We start from the raw sequence: 21,145 nt of genomic DNA on the forward strand, positions 1-21,145 counted from the left end.
CCTAACTTTTAATTAAGAGCTAAGGTATAAATTCTGATGTAGGAGCTGAACGGAATCAGATTTAACATGAAGCGCAAACACTTAGTAGCCTTTCCTCAAACATCTTTAATTAGTCTGACTCTCATTTCTAGTTTTATTGCACCTTACTCCGTTATTGCCGCAACACCCAGAACCCCTGACAAAACAGTAAACTGTGACATTCTTGTGGTTGGTGGCGGACTTTCTGGTGCTGCTACCGCCTACGAGGGGTTACTGGCAGGTAAAACAGTTTGCTTGACAGAAATTACTGACTGGTTAGGAGGACAAATTTCTTCTCAGGGAACTTCTGCACTTGACGAACGACCAACCCAGCGTGCCAAGTTATATTACTCTCGCGGTTACTTGGATTTGCGAAAGCGGATTGAACGCAAGTACGGAAAACTCAATCCTGGTGATTGCTGGGTAAGCGATTCTTGTTTTATGCCCCGCGATGGTCATGAAATTTTGACTTCTATGCTCAAAGACGCAGCAAAACAAGGTAGGGGCAAACTGCAATGGTTTCCGAATACGGTAATTAAGGACTTAAATATTAGTGCGGATGGGAAAATAATTAATAATGCGATCGCCATCCAACATCGGCCAGCCCCCAACGCACCACCGTTAAACACGTTTCCCTTATCTCAAACCATTAAAGACGCCTATACTTACCAAAACTCGTCTCGCTTTACCAAAACCATTATTCGCTTTGCTCCCAAGCGAGCAAAAAAAGGTAATGCTCCTAACTGGTATGTTATGGATACCACTGAAACCGGAGAAATTATCGGTCTTGCTGATGTCCCCTATCGCTTGGGCATAGACGCTCGTTCTTATTTAGAGCCTTCTTCCTCTAGTGCTACTAACGATCCCTATTGCACTCAAGGCTTTACTTACACATTTGCAATGGAGGCTACTCGCGAACCCAAGCAGCACACAATGCCCCCATTCTATCAACAGTATTCACCCTATTACAGCTATGAATTATCACGATTGGCAAGCTTTCCTTTAGTATTCACCTACCGCCGCATCAAGAGTCCCCACAAAGGAGAAACAATGAAATTCGGCGGTATAATTTTTACAGCTCCTACACCAGGCGACATTTCCATGCAAAACTGGACTTGGGGTAACGACTATCGCCCTGGAACTGCTAAGGATAACCTCATTTATACTCGCCAACAACTCCAAGCTACCGGGCAGTTGAAATCAGATGGTTGGATGGGTGGATTGCGGATAGAAGCTTTGCGTAATGCTGAGGAACATGCTCTAGGTTACTATTATTGGCTAGTAGCAGGTACTACAGATTCCCAGCTAGGAAAAGCTGTCAAGCAGCCGCAATCGAATAATCGCTTTCTTGCTGGGCTGAATTCACCGATGGGGACAGCACATGGCTTGTCAAAATATCCGTATATGCGCGAAGGGCGACGTATCATTGGACGTCCTAGTTGGGGAGCACCTGGTGGCTTTAGTATTTGGGAAATTGATATTTCTCGCCGCAACTACGATGATGAATATTACCGCCAGGCACTTCCACCTGCTGAGTATCGCCGCTTGAAAGCAGCATTGTCTGGTTTAGAAGCTTTGTCGGTGCTTACTGGACAAAAGCGCCCAGAAAATGTTGCTAGGCGAACTCGTTCTACTATCTTCCCGGATGCGATCGGTATTGGTCACTATGCAATTGACTTCCATCCTTGCATGACCAAAAGCCCGCCAGAAGCACCCGGAAATACGGAACGTGCAGGTGAAAGACGTGGTGCAGGACAAGCTTACCCCTTCCAAATAGCCCTGCGGGCGATGATTCCCCAAAAAATTGATAACTTACTAGTTGGAGGTAAAAGTATTGCGACGAGCCACATTGCAGCGGCAGCGTATAGAGTACACTCTTTTGAATGGTCTGCTGGTGCTGCGGCGGGGACTACGGCTGCTTTTGCCTTGAAAAATAATATCGCTCCCTACCAATTAGTGGATGAATTACCAAAGATTGAACCGCAACTTATTGCCCTGCAAAGGTTGTTAAAAGAAAACGGCAACCCTACTGCTTTCCCAGATACCTCGATTTTTAATCAAAATTGGGAAGATTGGAAATAATTAGTTAGTAGTTAGTAGTTAGTAGTTAGTAGTTGGTTGTGTACCACTATCCACTAACCACTAACCACTAACCATCGACTAAACTGTTATTTGTGATGTAGTTTTGTAAAGATCCGTTGGCTAAGTATTCTTATGATTACAAGACTTTCAGCAGCTGTTTACGGGATGGCAACGGCACCAACTGTAGCTCCTGAACGGTCTAGTCAAGTTACCCGCAAGAGCTACCCGAATTATAAAGTCATTGTTTTGAACGATGATTTTAATACTTTTCAGCATGTCGCTGAGTGCTTGATGAAATATATTCCGGGGATGACTAGCGATCGCGCTTGGGAACTCACTAACCAGGTACACTACGAGGGTCAAGCCATTGTTTGGATTGGGCCCCAAGAACCAGCTGAACTTTATCACCAGCAGTTGCGTCGAGCTGGTTTAACAATGGCTCCTCTGGAAGCAGCGTAAAAATCATGACTAAACCCACCGCAGACACTCGTAAGGCAACACCTGCCAAAGATGGCAGATTAGTTTGGAATCACTCAACCCATATCTCTGGTCTGATTCCCATTTTGGAACGTCTCTGCAAGTTAGATGGAATTCAAACAATAACACCAGGAGAAATTGGAAGAGTGAAAGGTCACAGTCCAAAGTTGCAATTGCGGGTGTCTGTACCAATTCGTGGGGGTTTTAAAGTCATCGCACGTCAAGGTAAAACAGTGCAAGAAGTGTTTATCTTGACCACTTTGTCACAGGAACAACTCGAAGAAGCATTGGCGATCGCCATGCAAAAGTAATAGTTGGTAGTTGTTTGTTGTTTGTTACTTGTTTACCACCAACTACCAACCACCAACAACTAACTAACAACAACTAACTAACAACTATTCCTCAACCCGTCGCATTGCGAATTTGTGTAGAGGCAGGCTGACAATGCAAGAAAATGTTAAAAAATATGACAGAGCGGTAGTAATTCTTAAAGTCATTTGTAGAGCTTCCCAATTTGGTAAAAGAATTTTTTCAATGGCAAAAGCAACACAGTAAACGAGCCAATAAGAGAACGTCATTCTAAACAAAACTAGCTCTGTTGCGTCTGTATCATCTTTTTGCTGTTTGTTATCCAACAATATAATTAGACCGACAACACAAGCGACAAAAGAGACAGCAATAACAAATTCATGACAAATAAGATTTACCGAATGCATTTGTGCTTATCCCAAATGTTTTCTATTGAAGATCAGTCTAAAGGAATAGACCTACTGGGATAATTAAATAGTTACAAAATAAAATATAATACTACAAAATATGTAAATAATTGCTACGAATTAATAAATTAGTTATTAGTCCATAGTTTACAGTCAATAGTCATCAGGAAAAACTCTGAACTGTGGTTCTTTGTTGATATACGAGGTGTATTATTGAATGTCTGCACAGAGTCCGAAATTATTGCCACTGTTGAGGCAGTAGCTTCTGGATTAGTAGTTTTGCACCCCGATGCTGTTGAATATTTGCTGAATCTGCCAGAGTTAAGTGCATCAAATCCAGCCTTGCTTAACCCAGTGCAAGCATTGACACCCCGAGAAATCGAGGTTTTAGACATGCTTGGTTCTGGGCTAAGTAATAAGGCGATCGCCAAACGCTTGCAAATCTCTGAGCATACTGTTAAATTTCACATCTCTTCTATCTTTCAAAAACTGGGTGTCTCAACACGTACTGAGGCTGTAACTGTTGGTGTGCGGCTAGGTTTGATTATGTTGTAATGTTGTTGGTTGTTAGTTGTTTGGTATTATTCCAACCAACACCAACAACCAACAAATAACATGAACAATATCGAAAAAGCCCAAGCAGAGTACGAAGTTTTTATTCAAAAATTCCAAAGTGCAATTATCAGCACAGCTAGCAATCAAGGAATACCCGATGCTAGCTATGCTCCTTTTGTAATGGATGAATCAAAAAACATCTATATTTATGTCAGCGGTCTTTCAACTCACACTCAAAACCTTTCTGTTAATCCTCATGCCAGTGTGATGTTGATTGAAGATGAAGGTAAAACAGAACAAATTTTTGCCCGTCGTCGTTTAACTTTTGATTGTACGGCAACCTTGATAGAGCGCGAAACCGATATATGGCAGGAAATCGTTAATCAATTTCATGCTCGTTTTGGTGAAATTATCGAAGTATTAAGCGGTTTACTTGATTTTCGCATTTTTAAACTCACTCCTCAACAAGGGCGTTTTGTGATTGGTTTTGGTGCAGCCTACTCTATTAGCGGCGATAATCTCAACAAGTTAAAACCTACTCCTGGGAATAGTGAGAAAAAAAATTGAGATTTTGATTGCCTTGATTCACATCTTGCAGCAGTTGCAGGTGCCCCCAGACAAGCTTATCACCCTCGTTACCAGGTTCAACCTGGTAACGAGAATTAAGAGCCTCTGGCTCTCTCACTTCAGTATTACTTAATTTGCATTGGAGCTAGGCTGCATCTATAATCGCCTAATTCCCTGACAAATTTTGAAAATATCAATTTATTGCGACCGCCAGATATAGACTTATCTTCATATCGTGCTACGCTGGAAAAGAATGCTATTTAATATAATTTTGGAGTATACTGTGTATCTCCATCACCTGGAGAGGTGGCAGAGTGGTTGAATGCGGCGCACTCGAAATGCGTTAATAGGGCGACCTATTCGTGGGTTCAAATCCCACCCTCTCCGTTTACCCATAAGACTTTTAGCTTTTTTAGTCAACACGACTTGGTTGAAGTAATGGTTGAAGTGGCTTTTTCAACCAATTTTGTTAATCATTTTTATAAAGTATTTTTACTTATCTACCGTCTAGCTGCATCTTATGTCTAAAATCGTCAGACATGGTGTCTGACGATTTTTACTATTAGCTATGGAGGGTGAAATAATGCGATCGGGCAAGCTTATACAAAGTATGACTATCAAAATGCCTAAGTCAATGAAAGATAAGGTAAAAGCAAAAGATAACCCTGCTGAATTCTGTAGGCAAGCAATCCAAAAGGCACTTGATGAGGATAAACAGGATAAGTAGAGTGCTTCGGGTATTGTGTGCCGTTGGCCAAGGGTGCGATCGCCAACCTCGATTATTTGCTTTAATAGCCGAAAACATCAGAAAAAGGGGATGAAATAAATTACTGCTCGGCAAGAAAAAAAGCAATTTGCTTTTTCACTTTTAACAATGTCCTTATGTTTCAGGAGACCAATAACAAGATAAGCTAACAACAAACTTCTTGCGGGAATAGAAGTAGAAGAAAAGGACAAACACTTTTAACCTTTCCTACTTAGTCTTTTTCCTGCAAATCTAGCTTTTTGCTTTGCAAAAGACAAAATACCGTTGACAAAAAATAGATGAAAAGACTGGCTTGTTCTACCTTTTGCCTTTTTCCCTTCCCTAGTGTGGAGTATTAGCCACTGTAAAGTGTTGGCTAAAGCCTGTTACGATCCCCAGAAAGTCTTAAAATATTGTTAACTTCTGCCAAATCCCTATCGTCCGATATATTTAGTACCACCCCGGAATCATTATGGCTATTGGCTACGTTGCGCTAGTACTGCACGCACATCTTCCCTTCGTCCGTCACCCAGAAAGTGACTATGTGCTAGAGGAAGAATGGCTTTATGAAGCTATTACAGAAACTTACATACCTTTACTACGAGTTTTTGAAGGGTTAAAGCGAGACGGGATTGACTTTAAAATCACGATGAGCATGACACCACCTCTAGTGTCAATGCTGCGCGATCCTCTGCTGCAAGAACGCTACGATGCTCATTTAGCAAAACTAGAAGAACTTGCAGAGCTTGAAATTGAGCATAATTCTCATCATGGTCATATCAAATATCTAGCCGAACATTACGCTAGTGAATTTAACGCCACGCGACAAATCTGGGAACGCTACAAAGGTGACTTGGTGACAGCTTTTAAGCAGTTCCAAGACACAAATAACCTCGAAATCATTACATGCGGTGCTACCCACGGTTACTTACCACTCATGAAAATGTATCCGCAAGCAGTGTGGGCACAGTTGAAGGTAGCATATGAACACTACGAGGAAAATTTTGGTTGTCCTCCTAGGGGTATTTGGTTGCCAGAATGTGCCTACTATGAAGGTTTAGAGCGGATGCTGGCAGATGTTGGATTACGCTACTTTCTCATTGATGGACATGGTATCCTCTATGCTCGTCCTCGTCCACGCTTTGGCACTTATGCCCCTATTTTTACAGAAACTGGTGTAGCTGCTTTTGGACGTGACCATGAATCTTCTCAACAGGTGTGGTCTTCGGAAGTAGGTTATCCTGGTGCGCCGGAATACCGAGAGTTTTACAAAGACTTGGGCTGGGAAGCTGAATATGAGTATATCAAGCCCTACATTATGCCCAACGGTCAGCGAAAAAATACTGGTATTAAATACCATAAAATTACTGGTCGTGGCTTAGGTCTAGGAGATAAAGCACTCTACGATCCATATTGGGCAAGGGAAAAAGCTGCTGAACATTCTGCTAATTTTATGTATAATCGCGAGCAGCAAATTGGGCATCTCTACGGTATAATGCAGCGTCCACCAATTGTGGTTTCGCCCTACGATGCAGAATTATTTGGACACTGGTGGTATGAGGGGCCTTGGTTTATTGATTACCTGTTCCGCAAGTCCTGGTATGACCAACAAACATATCAAATGACTCACTTGGCTGATTATTTACGCGCATATCCGACTCAGCAGGTTTGCCGTCCCTCTCAGTCTAGTTGGGGTTTCAAAGGTTTCCATGAGTATTGGTTAAACGACACAAATGCGTGGATTTACCCACATTTGCATAAAGCTGCCGAACGCATGATTGAACTCTCTAAAAGAGAAGCAGTCGATGAACTGGAGTGGAAAGCGCTGAACCAAGCAGCGCGAGAGTTGCTTTTAGCACAATCTTCTGACTGGGCGTTTATTATGCGGACGGGAACGATGGTTCCCTATGCAGTCAGACGGACGCGATCGCACTTGATGCGTTTTAACAAGCTCTACGAAGATATTAATATCGGCAAAATCGACAGTGGTTGGTTAGAAAAAGTCGAATTTATGGACAATGTATTTCCTAATATCAACTACCGCGTCTATCGTCCGTTGTAATTAAAAATAGAACTAATGAAATATCCGGTTTCTCAGACAGAGAAACCGGATTTAATTTGGGAACTATTTCTATAGAAATTTTGGTGGGGGTGGTGCGTTAGCAACAGCGTAACACCCCCCATTACTCTAGCTAGGTAGTGTGTTGCTGGCATAGGCATCCATCCCATAAGCAGGAGTGCGATCGCTATAGTCTGTTTCCTTGCCAGTGATGGACTTAGCCAATTTTTCAAAAGACTCGGAACGCCAGTTACGCTCGTGGATGGGCTTTCTCTGTTCTCCCAGGAAATAAGCCAGAGAACCTAATACGGAAGCCGCTACCCAACCAACAACAAATAATCCAATCAAGATACTCATCATATCGCCAGTCCTTTGTTTAATTTATGTTGCTTTATGTAAATAAAGGTAACAAAAGCTTGTAAACAAGTCATGGTGTGCATCCCGATCAAAGGGGTAGGGTATTCCGCACTTAAAAATTCAAAGGGCTAGGGACTGGAGACTGGTGAGAATTATGAATGATGAATGCGATTGGGCTGAAAATTTCATAATTCATAATTCATAATTCATAATTTTTATGCCCCAATCCCCAGTACCCAGTACCCTTTTACAAACATTTCACTACTTAATCCTGGGATGGGCATCTCGCCCGTCCCAGCGTGCCAAGGAAGGCGTAGGGATATTTCTTGCCTGGTAAGTATTTTTAACAGCAAGCCAATTGCTGGCAATAGGCATGCGCCAACCAGTACCAAAAGCGCGATCGGTGATTTTTAATCCTGGAGGTGCTTGTCGCCGCTTAAATTCCGCACGTGCCACCATCTGAATTACTCTGTCTACAACAACTGGATCGTGTCCGACAGCAACTATTTGGGCGGGTGATTGGTGATTTTGAATGAGGCGTTGCAAGATGTCATCCAAAATATCGTATGGAGGCAGAGAATCTTGGTCAACCTGACCGGGTTTGAGTTCGGCGCTGGGTGCTTTGGTAAGGACGTTTTGGGGAATGATTTCGCGATCGCTATTTAACCAACGACACAGTGCATAAACGCGGGTTTTGGGAACATCGGCTATGACTGCCAAACCGCCGTTCATATCGCCGTAGAGTGTACAGTAACCAACCGCCATTTCTGACTTGTTGCCAGTAGACAGCAGAAGATAACCAAATTTATTAGAGATCGCCATCAGTAAGTTACCCCGAATTCGGGATTGAATATTTTCCTCTGCCAGTCCAAATTGTGTACCCGCAAACAAATCGGCTAGGGTTTTGTCATATTCTTGCATTAAATCCCCTATTGGCAATGTAGTCGTTTTGATACCAAGATTTTCTGCCAAAGCCAATGCATCAGTGATAGAATGCTGAGAACTGTGGGGAGAAGGCATCAAGACACCGAGGACATTTTCTTTACCAAGGGCTGCTGTGGCGATCGCTGCTACGAGTGAGGAATCAACCCCGCCACTTAAACCGAGAATTACTTTATTAAAGCCGCACTTGCAAACATAATCTTGCACACCCAAAACCAATGCTTGCCAAATTTCTTCTTCTTCACACTCGTAGTTGGGTGCGACGGAACCCAATTGTAAATCCCGTGCCTCTTCGTCAAATTCGACTACTAGCAAATCGGTTTCAAAACCACGTCCACGACAGATAACTTCACCCTGACGGTTTAAGGCAAAACTTCTGCCATCAAAAATCAAATCGTCATTGCCACCCACTTGGTTAGCATAAATAATCGGTTGGCGAAAACGCACCGCACTGTGACTTAGCATGGTTTCGCGGAACCGCTGCTTGGTGACGGTGTAAGGTGAAGCTGACAAATTGACAATAAAATCCACACCTAAAATTGCTAAGTCCGCAATCGGGTTGGCAGTATAACTGCGTCTACCCTAAAATTCTTCATCGTTCCACAAATCTTCGCAAACAGTAACGCCAATATGAATATCATCTAGGGTGAAATAATTGGCTTGCAAACCTGGTTCAAAATAGCGGCGTTCGTCAAAGACATCATAAGTAGGCAAAAGTCGTTTGTGAAAAATTTGCTGTACTTTGCCTGCTTCTAACCAAGCGATGCTATTAAATAAAGTTTTACCACCAGTAGAATGGGCTTTGAAATTCTCTTCTACCGTTCCCACCAGTACTGCTAGATTAGGTGGCAAATCTCTAGCTAATTGTTGCAAAGTAATGCCCATTGCCTCAACAAAACTGGGATTTAACAATAAATCCCGTGGAGGATAGCCACACAAAGACAACTCCGGTGTCAGCAACAAACGCGCACCTTGTACTACTGCTTGTTGTGCTGCCTCTAGAATTTTTTGGGCGTTTTTTGGCAAATCACCAATGGTAGGATTAAGTTGAGCGATCGCAATTTTCATCTTTAGATTTAGTCAAGAGTCAATAGTCAATAGTCAAGGGTCAATAGTCAAAACACTCTGGACTTTGGACTTTTGACCCTGGACTCTGCGTAGCAGTTAATCAAATAAACACCAAAGGTTTATCTTTGAAGGGAGCAAAAGCTTCCGCATCAAATTTATATAAAGTAGCTGGACGCCCTGCACCTCGCGATACCTTAATTCCGGTATCGCATAGAAAACCCAACTTGAGTAGACGCGCCCGAAAATTAGAATAATCGGAAAAATTTTCTCCTAAAATCGTAGTGTATAACTGATACAAATCATTCAAAGTAAAGACTTCTGGTAAAACTTCAAAAGCCACCGGACTATACTCCAACTTATTTTTTAGTCGTCTGTGTCCGTATGCGAGAATTTCGTTATGATCAAAAGCTAATTGCGGTACTCGCTTAACTGGATACCAAGCAATACCAGCAACTTTATCAGCAATCAATTCGGCTTCTTCAAATCGCACCAAGGCAAAGTAACTAACACTGAGATAACGCACCCCATAACTATTGGTTGCTTCCCGTGGATCGCGATGAGGCCCGCCGAATGTGTACAATTGCTCTAAATAAAGATTTTTGACTTTAATTTTTTCAGCTAAGATGCGATAGGCAGCATCTTCTAACGATTCGCCTCGACGCACTAAAGTACCGGGAAGACCCCAATAATTTAAAAAGGGTTCCTGCTGTCGCATGACTAATAATACTAACAGTCGGTTCTGGGCTGTATCTACGGAAAAAATTACATTGTCAACACCGACTTTGAAATCAGCCAAAGGTTGTTGATTTAGCGGATCTGCAAGCTTTTTTTGGGTGCGTCCTGGCATTTGTACAAATGCTGTTGATGAATATAGTCAATTACAGGGGGTGTGAGAGTTTCGGCATCTCCATGTTCACGATAGGCTGTTGAAGAAACATCTGGAGCATTTAATTGAGCGATCGCTATTTTTGCTCCTAGATTTTCCGCTGCCTGCAAACTAGATTGATCTATTACATATCCCGGTCGTGGCACAACCAAAAGTTGTACTTGCTGTAACAAATCTTCAACTCGATACCAACGCGATAGTTGAGTCAGCAAATCTGAACCTACCACTAAAGTAAATTCAGTTTCTTCTCCCCAACGTTGTTTTGCTTTATCCAAGGTTTCTAGCGTTCTCAAGCTGCTGAGTTCTTGTTCCAAGCTAATATTATGTGATGGCGAATCGATATCGGCAATTAATAGTCGTAACATCGCCACCCGATGTTCCAAAGGGGTTTGATGGGATTTAAAAGGATTATCTGCTGCCCAAACCACTACGCGATCGTAACGCTGTGACAACCATTTGATAATCGCTTGATGCCCAGCAGTTGGTGGATCGGCACTTGTTCCAAATAAGGCAATTCTCATTTTTTGTTGGTTGTTGTTTGTTGATTGTTAACTACTAACCACTAACCACTAACCAATGTACAGACGTGCCATGGCACGTCTCTACAACCACTAACCACTAACTAATGCTGGTTTTTTCAGCGTCTTCTCTGTCAAAACCCGTAACTGTTCAGAAATTTCCATTGCTACCGGTACTGGATTTTCTAAACGTCGGGTTTCTTGAGGTAGACTTGCTACGGAGATTGCTGTGCGTTGTCTAATTGTTGCCAAAGTCTCTTGAGTTTGCACCCGTTTACCTTCTCTCATAAACAGTTGCAACAAAGGTAGTCCTCCTTGGCGACTTTCATCTGCTAATCCCAAACAATCTGCTTTCACCTTATCTTCTGCAAACGAACGAAAAATTTGCTTGCGTCCCGGATAAGTCATTTTGCCACTTGACTCTTTCATTACCGGAATGCCATCAATTTCTACTAATTTATAAACCCCATTCACAGGCTTTCCTGTCACTAGTCGCGTCCCTACTCCATATGCATCAATCTCAGCATTGGCAGTTTTTAACCTGTGAATTTCCTGCTCATCTAAGTCTCCGCTAGCTACAATTGCTACACTAGGTAGGAGCGATCGCACTTGTTTTGACAATGCCACCAAATCACCGGAGTCCAACCTCACGCCAGTCAACTTCATTTGTCCAGAGTTGACCTTCACGGCTAATCTCTGAGCAGCAGCGATAGTATCGTAAGTATCAATCAATAACGCTGCACCGGGGAAATACTGATGAAACGCCGCAAACGCTTGATCTTCACTTCCTTCCATTGCTGTTAGTGCCATGACTAAGGCGTGTGCCATCGTACCACTTGGTTTTTCACCTAGTTGTAGTGCAGCTAACACGTTGGAAGTGGCATCGAAACCTGCTGCCAACGCCGCCCGCGCCGCCCACAGCGCCCCTTGAGGACTAAACGCCCGTCTAGTACCAAATTCCAGCAGCTTTGCTTGTTCGCCCGCCACATCACGCACTCTAGCCGCTCGTGTGGCAATTAAAGTTTGGTAGTTTAGGGTATTAAGTAGATAGGTTTCCACCAATTGGGCTTGCCACAAAGGTGCTTCCACTCGTAACAAAGGTTGATTGGCAAATACTGCTGTTCCTTCTGGTACTGCCCACACATCCCCGCTAAAACCTCCTGATTCTAGCAGCGACCAGAAGCGATCGGGTGCATGAGCAAAAATTCCCGTCGCCTGCAAAGCCTCCAGATGGGAAGCACTAAAGCGAAATTTCTCCAAATATTCCAATGCTTGCGCCAGTCCCATCGCGATTAAATAGCCAAAGTCCTCTGGCAGTTTCCTGACAAATAACTCAAAGCTTGCCCGTCGTTGTTCTACACCTTCACCCGTGTAACAAGCTGCCATCGTCAGCTGGTAAAGGTCTGTCAACAGGCTGTAATCATCAGCACACAGAGTTAATTCTTGGTTCAACACACCTGGGAAATACGTCATGCGATCGCCCCCTCTCCAGAATCATTCTTTAGTTTATGGTAGTTTTCACCATAAATAATGTCAATGTTTGACTATGCTTTGTAAGCAAAAGACTGTTGTTAGTATTTTTACAGTTTATTTAATTCAATTTTTATCCAATATTTAAACTTTTGTAATAGTTATAATGAATAATAATAAGCTGTCATAAACTGCGTACACTCAGACCAATAAAAAAGGGAATAGGGAATGGAAGAGTGGGAGAGTGGGCATTGGGCATTGCGCATTGGGAATTGGGAATTGGAAATAACCACCAACCACTAACCACTAACTACTAACCACCAAACACCAACCATTACCAAACAATTACTAAGTTTAGTTACAATCATAATCAAACAGGTAAGATTTGCCTTTTTAACTAGTTGAATCTTTGCAAATATCTGTCAAATAATATTGCGTTAAATGTAAATATATTGAGGATGTCAGATAACTAAAAATGTTAGAATTAGAGTATAGATATCCCATCAAAGCGAGCACAACAAGGGAGTCTAATTATGAGAGCTATCTCCAATCTAATTGCTAGGATAACTCAGTATATTTCGGAAGCCGCTGTACGGATATTCGGCCCAAATGATGATGCTTATCCTAACATTGGTGTACAACCCTTTACAGGCGATCCATACAAGGAAGGTACAGCCAATAATTGGTAAATAAAAGAAAAGATGAGTCAATCAAAATTAAAATCGGTGGACAAGAAAATCCAAATTCCACCGATTTTCTTTTTTACTTGTCATTTGAATAGTTATTAGTTGTTTGTTGTTTGTTGTACCCTTCGGGAAGCCGAAGAAGGCGCGTCTATGGAACATCCAACAACCAACTACCAACAACCAACCAACAACGAATCATTGACTAATGACTAAATGGAAAAAAGTTTGTAATCTTGAAGATGTTCCTCCTGGTAGCGGTCGGTTAGTGATGGGGTTGTATGATAAACCGATCGCATTATTCAATGTTGAGGGCAATATTTATGCGATCAATGCCATTTGCCCACATATGGGTGGCCCCTTGCAAAGTGGTAGGCTAGAGGGCAAGGTGATTTACTGTCCTTGGCATCAATGGAGTTTTTGTGTTGACACTGGCGAGGCAGATCATCAAGGTGGACATCGGGTTTCCACTTATCAAGTCCAGATTCAAGATGGAGAAGTGATGGTAGGATGGCTCCAGAATCGCGGATAGATAGTTAGTAGTTAGTAGTTAGTAGATAGTAGATAGTAGATAGTAGTAATTTTTTGTGAATAATCAACTACCAACCACCAACCACTAACCACTAACCACTAACAACCTTAACAATGATCCCACTCAAGTTCAGCCAACATTAACAGGCAGAAAACCATCAAAGCACCTGTACTGAGAAATTGCCAACTGGCTAGATAAGGCAAAATGAAAATTGCCAGCAAGTGAAGTGTGCCTATGAATATTAGTGTACGCGATCGCACTCCTAAGCCAGTACACAGGTATCCCAAAGCACTTAATCCCAACCACAAGGGACATAAATTTAATAATACTTCTCCCCAACCGAAAAAAATACCCAAATCAGTTAATATTATCCCGAATAGCATTAGCAGTACCCAGCAATACAGCACCCAGCTAACGTGTCTTCGCTTCACCCAATACTGCGTCCATCTGAACATTTTTACAGTACCAATCATGCTGAGAATTGACCAAACAACAGCCTGCAAATTCCAACTAAAAGGGAAAAACTGCGCTGTTGCAAACATTGGTATCAGTAAAATACCCCAAAGTATAAAAGCTTGATCTATGCGGGTATAAAAAGTCGAATAAAGCTTGATTTTGCCAATTTGCCAGTTAAATAACCAGAATTCTTCTGAGTCATGAATATTCGGAATGACCTGTTTGCGACGCAGTGGTGGTACGGAATTATTAAAGAAGCTCATTTTGCCGTTGCTGATTTTAAAAAGATTTAAGGTTTTTTGGCTGAAAAATGTCGTATTTATTTTTTATCTATAATTCAGCAACGTTTAATTTCAAATCTGTCTCTGGCATTGACTTTAGCAAATTTATAATATGTCAAGTATCATAAATTCTGTTATGCTTTTTACACCATCTTTACAATACAAATAAATCCGCTTGGAGAAACATCTCTCAAGCGGGATAAGTTTTTCATACACATACAAAAGAGTCTCTGTTAAAAAGCCACAACATCCCAGTTGTCCAATTTTATGATTATATAGTGTCAGACACCTTAGACTGTTCTGATGGATGTTTTAGCATCCCTCCAGTACCCGTAAAGCAGGGGAAACGGCAAAAACCCTACACCACTGCTACTCAACTCCTACACCACTCCTAATCAACAAGGTATGTTGGCTATTTACTTTTTAGTTTGCGATTAGCTATCAGTCGCTGCCCTGACGCCGTTCTCCTTCGGGAAGCGATTAGCAGGACAAACAGCACAACTCCTGCGCCGATGGTGTAGCATACATGCTTTTTTCATATATATATGCATGCTACACATTTTTATTTTGAAAGAAAACTGAGAAATTGTAGTTTAATCTACAGAAATATTTAAAAATTTTCTTTTTTCTTCAAACGAAGCTCTTGTTGTGTTTGATTAAATAATTTTTGCTCTAGTGTTAACACATCGAAATCGATTGACTGACGCATATCCCATTGCCACTCAGCTAACACTAGTAAACTCACCGCCATCACAATACCAGTAGCGAGAAATTGCCAACCACAACAGTAAGGTAAAACAGCAATACCAGCAAAGTGAATTATAGCCATAAGTAAAAAAGTACGCGATCGCACTCCCCAAGCCGTCAATAAGTAACCAACAGCGCTGACTGTCAACCACAAAGGACACAGGTGCATCAAAACAGCACCCCAACCATAAAAAATGCCCATGTCAGTCAGCGCAACAGTTCCTAACATTAAAATTACCCAGCCATATAATAGCCAGCGCAGCCTTTCTACACTTACCCAAAACCATGTAAAAACCACCATACTCATCGTACCGACGAGGGTAAGAACTGACCAGACAATTGCTTGCGTGTACCAGCTAATCGGTAAAAATTGGGCAGTCAGAAAAATACCAGCACAAATAAGACCCCAAATAATAAATACCTGATCTATTCGCGTATAAAACCCTGACCACAGCTTGAATTTACCAATTTTCCAATCAAGGCGTAATAAACCTTGTAAATCTTGAATATCTAACTCTTCTTGTTTCTCACTTAGCAGTGGTTGAGATAGTGGTAGAACAGTCATCCAGGATCTTTCGCTATAAATGTTCAAGAGTTTTCGCTCATGTTATGTAACTTTTTGTAAAATTTTAACAAAAAATTACAATATTTTTAGATCTAAGTTCGCTAATAACTATCCTCTGGATGGATTTCGTATTAGTTGTTTTCCTATATCTCAAACCTACTTCTTTGAACAGGCGGAATCTCAAACTAGCCATTCTCTGGCATTAGATCAAAACTGCGTGAACCACCAAGCATAAAAATAAACCTCCCAACCTTTTAGGTGAGAGATAGGGAGTTATTGAGCCAAAGAACGAGAAATAAGGAGCACGCAATCATGTTTTGGAAGTTTGTAGTCAGTGCTTTAGTGTTGCCTATTAGCTTGGGATTAGAGGTAGCAACAGCATCTGTAAAAGATGAAGTTCATATCCCCTCATCTATTCAGACATCCATCGTTTCACCCGAAGAAGCTGACACAGCAGAATTAAAACAAACAATACACAGCCAAGATTACAAAATCAGTCAACACAGACGGCATTACCAGAGAACGCGCTATCACAGGCGGCATCCCCATTACAGACAACGTTATTACAGACGGCATTACCAGAGAACGCGCTATCACAAGCGGCATCCTCATTACAGGCAGCATTATTACAGACGGCATTACTATAGACCCCATTATCAAAGGGTTTATTATCCCAATTACCGTTACTATCATCCGAATTACCGGAGAGTGTTTCGTCACGGCGTAGATTTTCCGCAAACCAATTTCTACTATCGCAGATACGATCACCACAGATAGTGAATGGACATATTTATTGTGGTGATTGTTAGTAGATAGTGGATAGTAGATAGTGGTAAAAAACCAACCACTAACCACTAACCACTAACCACTAACTACTAAAAAACTGACTTAACAAAAAAGCCAGGGCTGCACTACCTATAGGAACTGTCAAATTGTCAACACCCATAAACGAAACAGTTTCTAAACCAGTTGCAACTAAAGCTACTACCAAAGATATAACCCAAGTTTGCCAAGAGTTGCCCTGTACGCTCAGTAAAATCAAACTACAGATGAAATAGCTGACAACAGCCATTGTTGAGGAGCCTTCCCAGCTTTTTTGCCCTCCAAAAAGTTTATACTTATGCTTGCCAAATCGTTGTCCAATCACTGCGGCTAGTCCATCTCCCCACGCCATTACTAAAATCCCAAGGGCAGCGTAATGGGGTTGTTGTAGATGCCAAAACCAGGCAACTAAAATACCGATACTCACAGAATAGAAGAATGTTCCAAAACTTCGCCGTCCTACGCTATTGATACCGGGAAGAATGGGAAAGCGGTAAGACAATAAGGTAATAGTACCTGCTAAAATCGAGGCCGAGATACCCACTATTGCAGGAATATGCAACCACCAAGCTAGCAAAATTACGTTGCCAGTACCAATATGCACTACCTTGCGGACTATTTCTGGATCTGCTTTGGCAAAGCGATTAACACCCCATGCACTCAGGATGATCAGGGAAAGCCAAGCTGCAACGCTGACAATTTGCAGCCCGAGAGGAGAAATTGACTCTAAACTGGGAAACAAACTTAGTAACAGCAAAGATTTATATAAGAAATTTTGACCTTTGATACCAATTTATTAGAAAAACGTGACTGTGTTGAAACTATTATTGATCTGGCCGATTCGGTTCTACCGAATATTCATTTCACCATTATTCCTTCCTACCTGTCGCTTTCAACCAACTTGTTCTATGTATGCCATCCAAGCAATAGAGAGATTTGGGCCTTGGCGTGGTTCTTGGTTGGCAATTCGACGCATCTTACGCTGTCATCCTTTTCATCCAGGTGGTTACGATCCAGTACCAGAGGTGGAAGAGTAGGAGAGTGGGAGAGTGGGCATTGGGCATTGGGCATTGGGCATTGGAAATAACCAACCACCAACCAACAACCAACCACTAACTACTAACTACTAACTACTAACTATTGCCCCTTGACTCTTGAATATGCTGTTAAAATTTCTGTCAAAATATATACTATATACCTGAGTTGTGTTACTTTGCACTAACACCCTCACTTAAGAAGTAGCCTGTGAGTATCTGAAAGTAACTCACAGGATTTTTCATATTATTCTACAAAACTATAATCTTCTAAACAAAAAGTTAGATTTTAGTTGGTGCAAAAAATATTTGGGCAAAATCCGGAATAGAATCACTATACTTTGTAGCTCCCAATAGTTCAACAAAATCAGATAAACATTAACCCCATGTTGTTGAAACACAGGCGATATCTGTGCAACTGAAATTGCAAGCATGGGTGGCGATTTCCGAACTTCGCTATTTCTCTACTGCAAGGGAGCATATACATGAGTGCAGAATTTAAGTTTCACCCGGTTTCCCATAGTTGGGTTGCAATTCATCCCAATCCAAAAGGGGTAGTGCAATTTATAGGAGGTGCTTTTTTCGGTACTTTTCCAACTATATTTTATCGATATTTTTTAAGAAAGATTTTTGAAGAAGGTTATACAATCATTGCTTTACCATTCAGGTTTACTTTTCGTCATTGGCCGATCGCAATTAGTTTATTGAGAGAACAAGGTGTATTAGCAGAAGATATCACTCAAATCGCTAAAAGATTAAATTACCAATATGACATCTATCAAGATAAGAAAAAATATTATTGGATTGGTCACAGCTTAGGGTGTAAATATATTACTCTCCTAGAGTTTCTCAGTAACGATTGGGAAACTATTTTAGAAAAAATCCCCGAAAAAATTCGTAAAGGCCAATTGCAACAAATTAAAGACAATCTTAGCAGCATTCCCAAAGAAAGATGCAATATTAAGGGTCAACCATCTTTACTGCTTGCACCTGATATTAGTGATACTGAAAGTGCTGTTCCTCAACCTCTAGCTTTCATCGCACATTCGCTGGATAGACTGGGTCTAGGTGTATTACCTACGAGAAAACAAACTCAGTACTTGATCAAAGAAAGTAAGTTATTTAACTTAACAGGAATGATTTCTTTTGATAAGGATACTATTGCCGGAAGTGTAACTGACAAAGACAAAAGCCCGAAGATTCAAGAAAATAGTGATGTACTTTGGATGTTGCAAAACTTGCCGCAAATTCAGCACCAAGAACTACCAGACACGCGGACTGTAAAAGGCAGACATTGCAAACATTTAGAACCAGTTGGCAATCAAATCGGTGAATATGTGGTTGATTTAAACCCAGTGGATAAATTCATTCAACCGATTAAATTTAGACAACTAGAAGGTGTGGCGATTAAATTCTTAGGGGAACTGAAACACAAGGAACTGCTACTTCGTTCTAGCAAAATTACTCGATCAGCTGCATAACTAGCCCAACTTGGCTCGATTTTCCATGATTCAACTTGGTGTCTTGGTGTCTTGGTGGTTAATAAAACTTACTTTTGAACCACAAAGACACAAAGAAAACTTTATTTTAAAAGTCACATCTTTACAGAGGTACTACTAACTACTAACCACTAACTACTAACTAAAAAAAAATGAGTCGCAATGCATACATGCTGCAAGGAAAATTAGCAACGAGAGGTTACGATTGGTGGTGGCACTCGTTGGTAGGCGTCAGCAAAAGTAGTGGCTTGCAAAGACCGTTTTTCATTGAGTATTTTGCGATCAATCCTGCACTTGGTGGCAAAGAGCCGATTTTAGGTGAACTGGAAGAAAATAAGCGCCAAGGTATCCGACCATCTTACGCCATGCTCATGGCTGGTAGCTGGAGTCAAAATGAGGCGGTACAAATTCATAATTACTATGGCATCACAGATTTTACTGCCTCGGTTGACAAAATGGATGTACGTATTGGTGACAATTTCGCTACGGAAACTCACATCAAAGGTGCGGTAAAGCTTTCACAGACACAAGCCACTGAACACCCAGAGTTTATGTCCGACGCCGGGGAAATGAGTTGGGATCTAGAGGTGAAAAAGGTGCTTTCCTATAGTGTGGGTTGCGGTGCATCTGAATTGGCGCGATCGCTCAATGCTTTTCAGATGTATTGGCATATCCAAGGGATGAAAACTCTCTACAACGGGACAATTATCTTCAACGGCGAGGAGTTTGCAGTCACCCCCGAAACAAGTTACGGCTATCAAGATAAAAACTGGGGTACAGACTACACAAATCCTTGGGTTTGGCTCAATTGCAACAATTTTACCTGCCGCACTACAAAGAAAAAGCTGGCGCTGACTAGTTTGGATGTGGGTGGTGCAAAAGCTGTATTTTTCGGTGTGCCTTTGCAACGCAGCGTACTTGTTGTTTTTTACCACGAGGAGCGACTGTATGAGTTTAATTTCTCAAAAATTTGGCAGTCCCCACGCCAAAAGTTTCGCTGCGAAGTCACCGAAAAGGAGGTAATTTGGGATATCGTTGCTTGGAATAAACAGGCGAAAATCGAGATATACTTCACCTGCGCGAAAGACACAATGCTATTTATCAATTATGAAAATCCGGATGGGGAAAAAAAGCACAATCAGTTATGGAATGGTGGTTATGCGGCGGGTACGGTGAAACTGTATCAGCGAACAGGCAAAGATTTTGAGTTAATTGATATATTTGATGGCGAACTCGGCGGTTGCGAGTACGGCGTTTACTAGCGAAAGCGTTTCATCTGACTTTTGCAAATAATCTTGAATGCCTCTGTGATAGTTTTTACAGGAATCTTGGTGAGCGATCGCACTGCACTCAAAACGCGGTTAACTTGATAGGGTGGTCGCTGGGAACTTAAACTCTGTAAGTATTCAGAGTGAAGTGTAAAGCCAAAGTTGACACCTTCTGGTAAACTGATTTTGGCGATCGCGCACGATGGTGTCTACCTGAGTAATAGTAACCAATTAATTCCGTTATTTTTGAGTTGCTATGAGGCTTATCAATTACCGTATCGTCACCACTTAAAGTACCCGACAGCTAAATTATCTGTTTTTCATGCTTCTATTAACTAGCGATCGCTAGTATTTTTCTAAATCCTCTGTATGCACTTTTTGTTCCGCTTGTCAATGCGTAAGTTCTAAATACTTGCTAATCAGGTTCTGAGACTGATTTATCTGATTCTGAGACTGATTCATCAGGTTCTAATACTCATTAACGAGGTTCTCAGACTCGTCGACGAAGTTACGTCTAATGTGAATGAATCCACGAAGCAAGGCAGAATGTTTATTAGCAATAGTCCAGTTGTTTTTGGGAAACGCAGACTGACTTCCCGGAAGGTACACAGATACACACCACATGCACAGCGATGATTTATCTGTGTCCATCTGTGTTAATCTGTGGCCGATTTATAATTTTGACAACTCCCCGCCGTAGAACGGCGGAGATTCTTCCTTCACCCAACATTGCCTCTAAAAGCAGTGCCTTTAGATGGTCTTACACGTTGTCCAGAAGCGGTAGCGAGATGCCCTCCC

The 21,145-nt window shown here is 41.7% G+C and carries 21 protein-coding genes, 1 tRNA gene and 1 pseudogene; 14 read left to right on the plus strand and 9 right to left on the minus strand.

The window, feature by feature from the left end; all coding sequences use genetic code 11:
* Positions 1-66 precede the first annotated feature (66 nt).
* From HXY43_RS24570 to HXY43_RS24580, 3 genes are all read left to right on the plus strand, one after another.
* Positions 67-2,100 carry an FAD-dependent oxidoreductase gene (locus tag HXY43_RS24570; protein ID WP_290889125.1) on the plus strand — a complete coding sequence of 678 codons (2,034 nt, stop codon included), beginning with the start codon at positions 67-69 and terminating at the stop codon, positions 2,098-2,100.
* Between the two features lie 132 nt (positions 2,101-2,232).
* A complete protein-coding gene (clpS, locus tag HXY43_RS24575) occupies positions 2,233-2,559 on the plus strand; it encodes an ATP-dependent Clp protease adapter ClpS (RefSeq protein ID WP_026732875.1) in 327 nt (108 codons plus the stop codon).
* Between the two features lie 5 nt (positions 2,560-2,564).
* The gene (locus HXY43_RS24580) at positions 2,565-2,888 is read left to right on the plus strand and encodes a DUF2103 domain-containing protein (protein WP_026732876.1); all 324 of its coding nucleotides are present in this window, start codon (positions 2,565-2,567) and stop codon (positions 2,886-2,888) included.
* 84 nt (positions 2,889-2,972) lie between these two features.
* Here HXY43_RS24580 and HXY43_RS24585 read toward each other — a convergent pair whose 3' ends face one another.
* Entirely contained in the window at positions 2,973-3,293 is a 321-nt protein-coding gene (locus HXY43_RS24585) for a hypothetical protein (protein WP_026732877.1), read from the minus strand.
* A gap of 213 nt (positions 3,294-3,506) precedes the next feature.
* Here HXY43_RS24585 and HXY43_RS24590 point away from each other — a divergent pair, with 213 nt between their 5' ends.
* The 5 genes from HXY43_RS24590 (at position 3,507) to HXY43_RS24610 (ending at position 7,222) form a co-directional block, all read left to right on the plus strand.
* Positions 3,507-3,848: a response regulator transcription factor gene (locus HXY43_RS24590; protein WP_367161503.1), complete on the plus strand. Its 342-nt coding sequence runs from the start codon at positions 3,507-3,509 to the stop codon at positions 3,846-3,848.
* A gap of 60 nt (positions 3,849-3,908) precedes the next feature.
* Positions 3,909-4,415 carry a HugZ family protein gene (locus HXY43_RS24595; RefSeq protein ID WP_290889131.1) on the plus strand — a complete coding sequence of 169 codons (507 nt, stop codon included), beginning with the start codon at positions 3,909-3,911 and terminating at the stop codon, positions 4,413-4,415.
* A gap of 300 nt (positions 4,416-4,715) precedes the next feature.
* Positions 4,716-4,802, plus strand: a tRNA-Ser gene (locus tag HXY43_RS24600).
* Positions 4,803-4,998: 196 nt separating this feature from the next.
* Entirely contained in the window at positions 4,999-5,142 is a 144-nt protein-coding gene (locus tag HXY43_RS24605; RefSeq protein ID WP_290889134.1) for a hypothetical protein, read from the plus strand.
* 490 nt (positions 5,143-5,632) lie between these two features.
* Entirely contained in the window at positions 5,633-7,222 is a 1,590-nt protein-coding gene (locus tag HXY43_RS24610; RefSeq protein ID WP_290889137.1) for a glycoside hydrolase family 57 protein, read from the plus strand.
* 126 nt (positions 7,223-7,348) lie between these two features.
* Here the strand turns inward: HXY43_RS24610 and HXY43_RS24615 are convergent, their stop codons facing one another.
* From HXY43_RS24615 to HXY43_RS24635, 5 genes and pseudogenes are all read right to left on the minus strand, one after another.
* Complete coding sequence (locus tag HXY43_RS24615; protein WP_026732848.1) at positions 7,349-7,576, minus strand: hypothetical protein; 228 nt, start codon at positions 7,574-7,576, stop codon at positions 7,349-7,351.
* 261 nt (positions 7,577-7,837) lie between these two features.
* A pseudogene (locus HXY43_RS24620) lies at positions 7,838-9,586 on the minus strand (NAD+ synthase).
* A 100-nt stretch (positions 9,587-9,686) separates the two neighbouring features.
* Positions 9,687-10,433, minus strand: coding sequence for an NUDIX domain-containing protein (locus tag HXY43_RS24625; protein WP_290889140.1), 747 nt, complete (start codon positions 10,431-10,433; stop codon positions 9,687-9,689).
* Positions 10,394-10,993, minus strand: a complete 600-nt coding sequence (locus HXY43_RS24630) for a nicotinate-nucleotide adenylyltransferase (protein WP_290889142.1) — start codon at positions 10,991-10,993, stop codon at positions 10,394-10,396. The genes HXY43_RS24625 and HXY43_RS24630 overlap by 40 nt, the downstream gene beginning before the upstream one ends.
* A 90-nt stretch (positions 10,994-11,083) precedes the next feature.
* Positions 11,084-12,463: a nicotinate phosphoribosyltransferase gene (locus HXY43_RS24635; protein ID WP_290889145.1), complete on the minus strand. Its 1,380-nt coding sequence runs from the start codon at positions 12,461-12,463 to the stop codon at positions 11,084-11,086.
* A gap of 530 nt (positions 12,464-12,993) precedes the next feature.
* Here HXY43_RS24635 and HXY43_RS24640 point away from each other — a divergent pair.
* A complete protein-coding gene (locus HXY43_RS24640) occupies positions 12,994-13,149 on the plus strand; it encodes a hypothetical protein (protein WP_197036029.1) in 156 nt (51 codons plus the stop codon).
* A 202-nt stretch (positions 13,150-13,351) separates the two neighbouring features.
* Positions 13,352-13,675, plus strand: a complete 324-nt coding sequence (locus tag HXY43_RS24645) for a Rieske 2Fe-2S domain-containing protein (RefSeq protein WP_026732843.1) — start codon at positions 13,352-13,354, stop codon at positions 13,673-13,675.
* Positions 13,676-13,782: 107 nt separating this feature from the next.
* On the opposite strand, the gene HXY43_RS24650 is transcribed toward HXY43_RS24645, so the two are convergent.
* Positions 13,783-14,394, minus strand: a complete 612-nt coding sequence (locus HXY43_RS24650; RefSeq protein WP_290889150.1) for a hypothetical protein — start codon at positions 14,392-14,394, stop codon at positions 13,783-13,785.
* 628 nt (positions 14,395-15,022) lie between these two features.
* A complete protein-coding gene (locus tag HXY43_RS24655; protein ID WP_290889208.1) occupies positions 15,023-15,724 on the minus strand; it encodes a hypothetical protein in 702 nt (233 codons plus the stop codon).
* Positions 15,725-16,036: 312 nt separating this feature from the next.
* Here HXY43_RS24655 and HXY43_RS24660 point away from each other — a divergent pair, with 312 nt between their 5' ends.
* On the plus strand, positions 16,037-16,501 hold the full coding sequence (locus HXY43_RS24660) for a hypothetical protein (protein ID WP_290889153.1): 465 nt from the start codon (positions 16,037-16,039) through the stop codon (positions 16,499-16,501).
* Between the two features lie 91 nt (positions 16,502-16,592).
* On the opposite strand, the gene HXY43_RS24665 is transcribed toward HXY43_RS24660, so the two are convergent.
* On the minus strand, positions 16,593-17,303 hold the full coding sequence (locus HXY43_RS24665; RefSeq protein ID WP_290889156.1) for a diacylglycerol/polyprenol kinase family protein: 711 nt from the start codon (positions 17,301-17,303) through the stop codon (positions 16,593-16,595).
* A 58-nt stretch (positions 17,304-17,361) separates the two neighbouring features.
* On the opposite strand from HXY43_RS24665, the gene yidD reads away from it, so the two are divergent.
* The 3 genes from yidD (at position 17,362) to HXY43_RS24680 (ending at position 20,341) form a co-directional block, all read left to right on the plus strand.
* Positions 17,362-17,583: a membrane protein insertion efficiency factor YidD gene (gene yidD, locus HXY43_RS24670; RefSeq protein ID WP_290889158.1), complete on the plus strand. Its 222-nt coding sequence runs from the start codon at positions 17,362-17,364 to the stop codon at positions 17,581-17,583.
* 482 nt (positions 17,584-18,065) lie between these two features.
* Complete coding sequence (locus HXY43_RS24675) at positions 18,066-19,061, plus strand: DUF1350 family protein (RefSeq protein WP_290889199.1); 996 nt, start codon at positions 18,066-18,068, stop codon at positions 19,059-19,061.
* 170 nt (positions 19,062-19,231) lie between these two features.
* A complete protein-coding gene (locus HXY43_RS24680; RefSeq protein WP_290889202.1) occupies positions 19,232-20,341 on the plus strand; it encodes a tocopherol cyclase family protein in 1,110 nt (369 codons plus the stop codon).
* The last annotated feature ends 804 nt before the right edge of the window (positions 20,342-21,145 follow it).

The organism is Fischerella sp. (genome assembly GCF_013388695.1).
GTDB lineage: Bacteria > Cyanobacteriota > Cyanobacteriia > Cyanobacteriales > Nostocaceae > PCC9605.

What these genes read in the sequence shown, in the direction of transcription:
- HXY43_RS24580 (WP_026732876.1), top strand. Translation starts at nt 2,565, where the DNA reads ATGACTAAACCCACCGCAGACACTCGTAAGGCAACACCTGCCAAAGAT.
- HXY43_RS24610 (WP_290889137.1), top strand. Translation starts at nt 5,633, where the DNA reads ATGGCTATTGGCTACGTTGCGCTAGTACTGCACGCACATCTTCCCTTC.
- HXY43_RS24615 (WP_026732848.1), bottom strand. Translation starts at nt 7,576, where the DNA reads ATGAGTATCTTGATTGGATTATTTGTTGTTGGTTGGGTAGCGGCTTCC.
- HXY43_RS24680 (WP_290889202.1), top strand. Translation starts at nt 19,232, where the DNA reads ATGAGTCGCAATGCATACATGCTGCAAGGAAAATTAGCAACGAGAGGT.
- HXY43_RS24655 (WP_290889208.1), bottom strand. Translation starts at nt 15,724, where the DNA reads ATGACTGTTCTACCACTATCTCAACCACTGCTAAGTGAGAAACAAGAA.
- HXY43_RS24595 (WP_290889131.1), top strand. Translation starts at nt 3,909, where the DNA reads ATGAACAATATCGAAAAAGCCCAAGCAGAGTACGAAGTTTTTATTCAA.
- HXY43_RS24660 (WP_290889153.1), top strand. Translation starts at nt 16,037, where the DNA reads ATGTTTTGGAAGTTTGTAGTCAGTGCTTTAGTGTTGCCTATTAGCTTG.
- HXY43_RS24645 (WP_026732843.1), top strand. Translation starts at nt 13,352, where the DNA reads ATGACTAAATGGAAAAAAGTTTGTAATCTTGAAGATGTTCCTCCTGGT.
- HXY43_RS24635 (WP_290889145.1), bottom strand. Translation starts at nt 12,463, where the DNA reads ATGACGTATTTCCCAGGTGTGTTGAACCAAGAATTAACTCTGTGTGCT.
- HXY43_RS24605 (WP_290889134.1), top strand. Translation starts at nt 4,999, where the DNA reads ATGCGATCGGGCAAGCTTATACAAAGTATGACTATCAAAATGCCTAAG.
- HXY43_RS24585 (WP_026732877.1), bottom strand. Translation starts at nt 3,293, where the DNA reads ATGCATTCGGTAAATCTTATTTGTCATGAATTTGTTATTGCTGTCTCT.
- HXY43_RS24650 (WP_290889150.1), bottom strand. Translation starts at nt 14,394, where the DNA reads ATGAGCTTCTTTAATAATTCCGTACCACCACTGCGTCGCAAACAGGTC.
- HXY43_RS24625 (WP_290889140.1), bottom strand. Translation starts at nt 10,433, where the DNA reads ATGCCAGGACGCACCCAAAAAAAGCTTGCAGATCCGCTAAATCAACAA.
- HXY43_RS24630 (WP_290889142.1), bottom strand. Translation starts at nt 10,993, where the DNA reads ATGAGAATTGCCTTATTTGGAACAAGTGCCGATCCACCAACTGCTGGG.
- clpS (WP_026732875.1), top strand. Translation starts at nt 2,233, where the DNA reads ATGATTACAAGACTTTCAGCAGCTGTTTACGGGATGGCAACGGCACCA.
- HXY43_RS24570 (WP_290889125.1), top strand. Translation starts at nt 67, where the DNA reads ATGAAGCGCAAACACTTAGTAGCCTTTCCTCAAACATCTTTAATTAGT.
- HXY43_RS24640 (WP_197036029.1), top strand. Translation starts at nt 12,994, where the DNA reads ATGAGAGCTATCTCCAATCTAATTGCTAGGATAACTCAGTATATTTCG.
- HXY43_RS24675 (WP_290889199.1), top strand. Translation starts at nt 18,066, where the DNA reads ATGAGTGCAGAATTTAAGTTTCACCCGGTTTCCCATAGTTGGGTTGCA.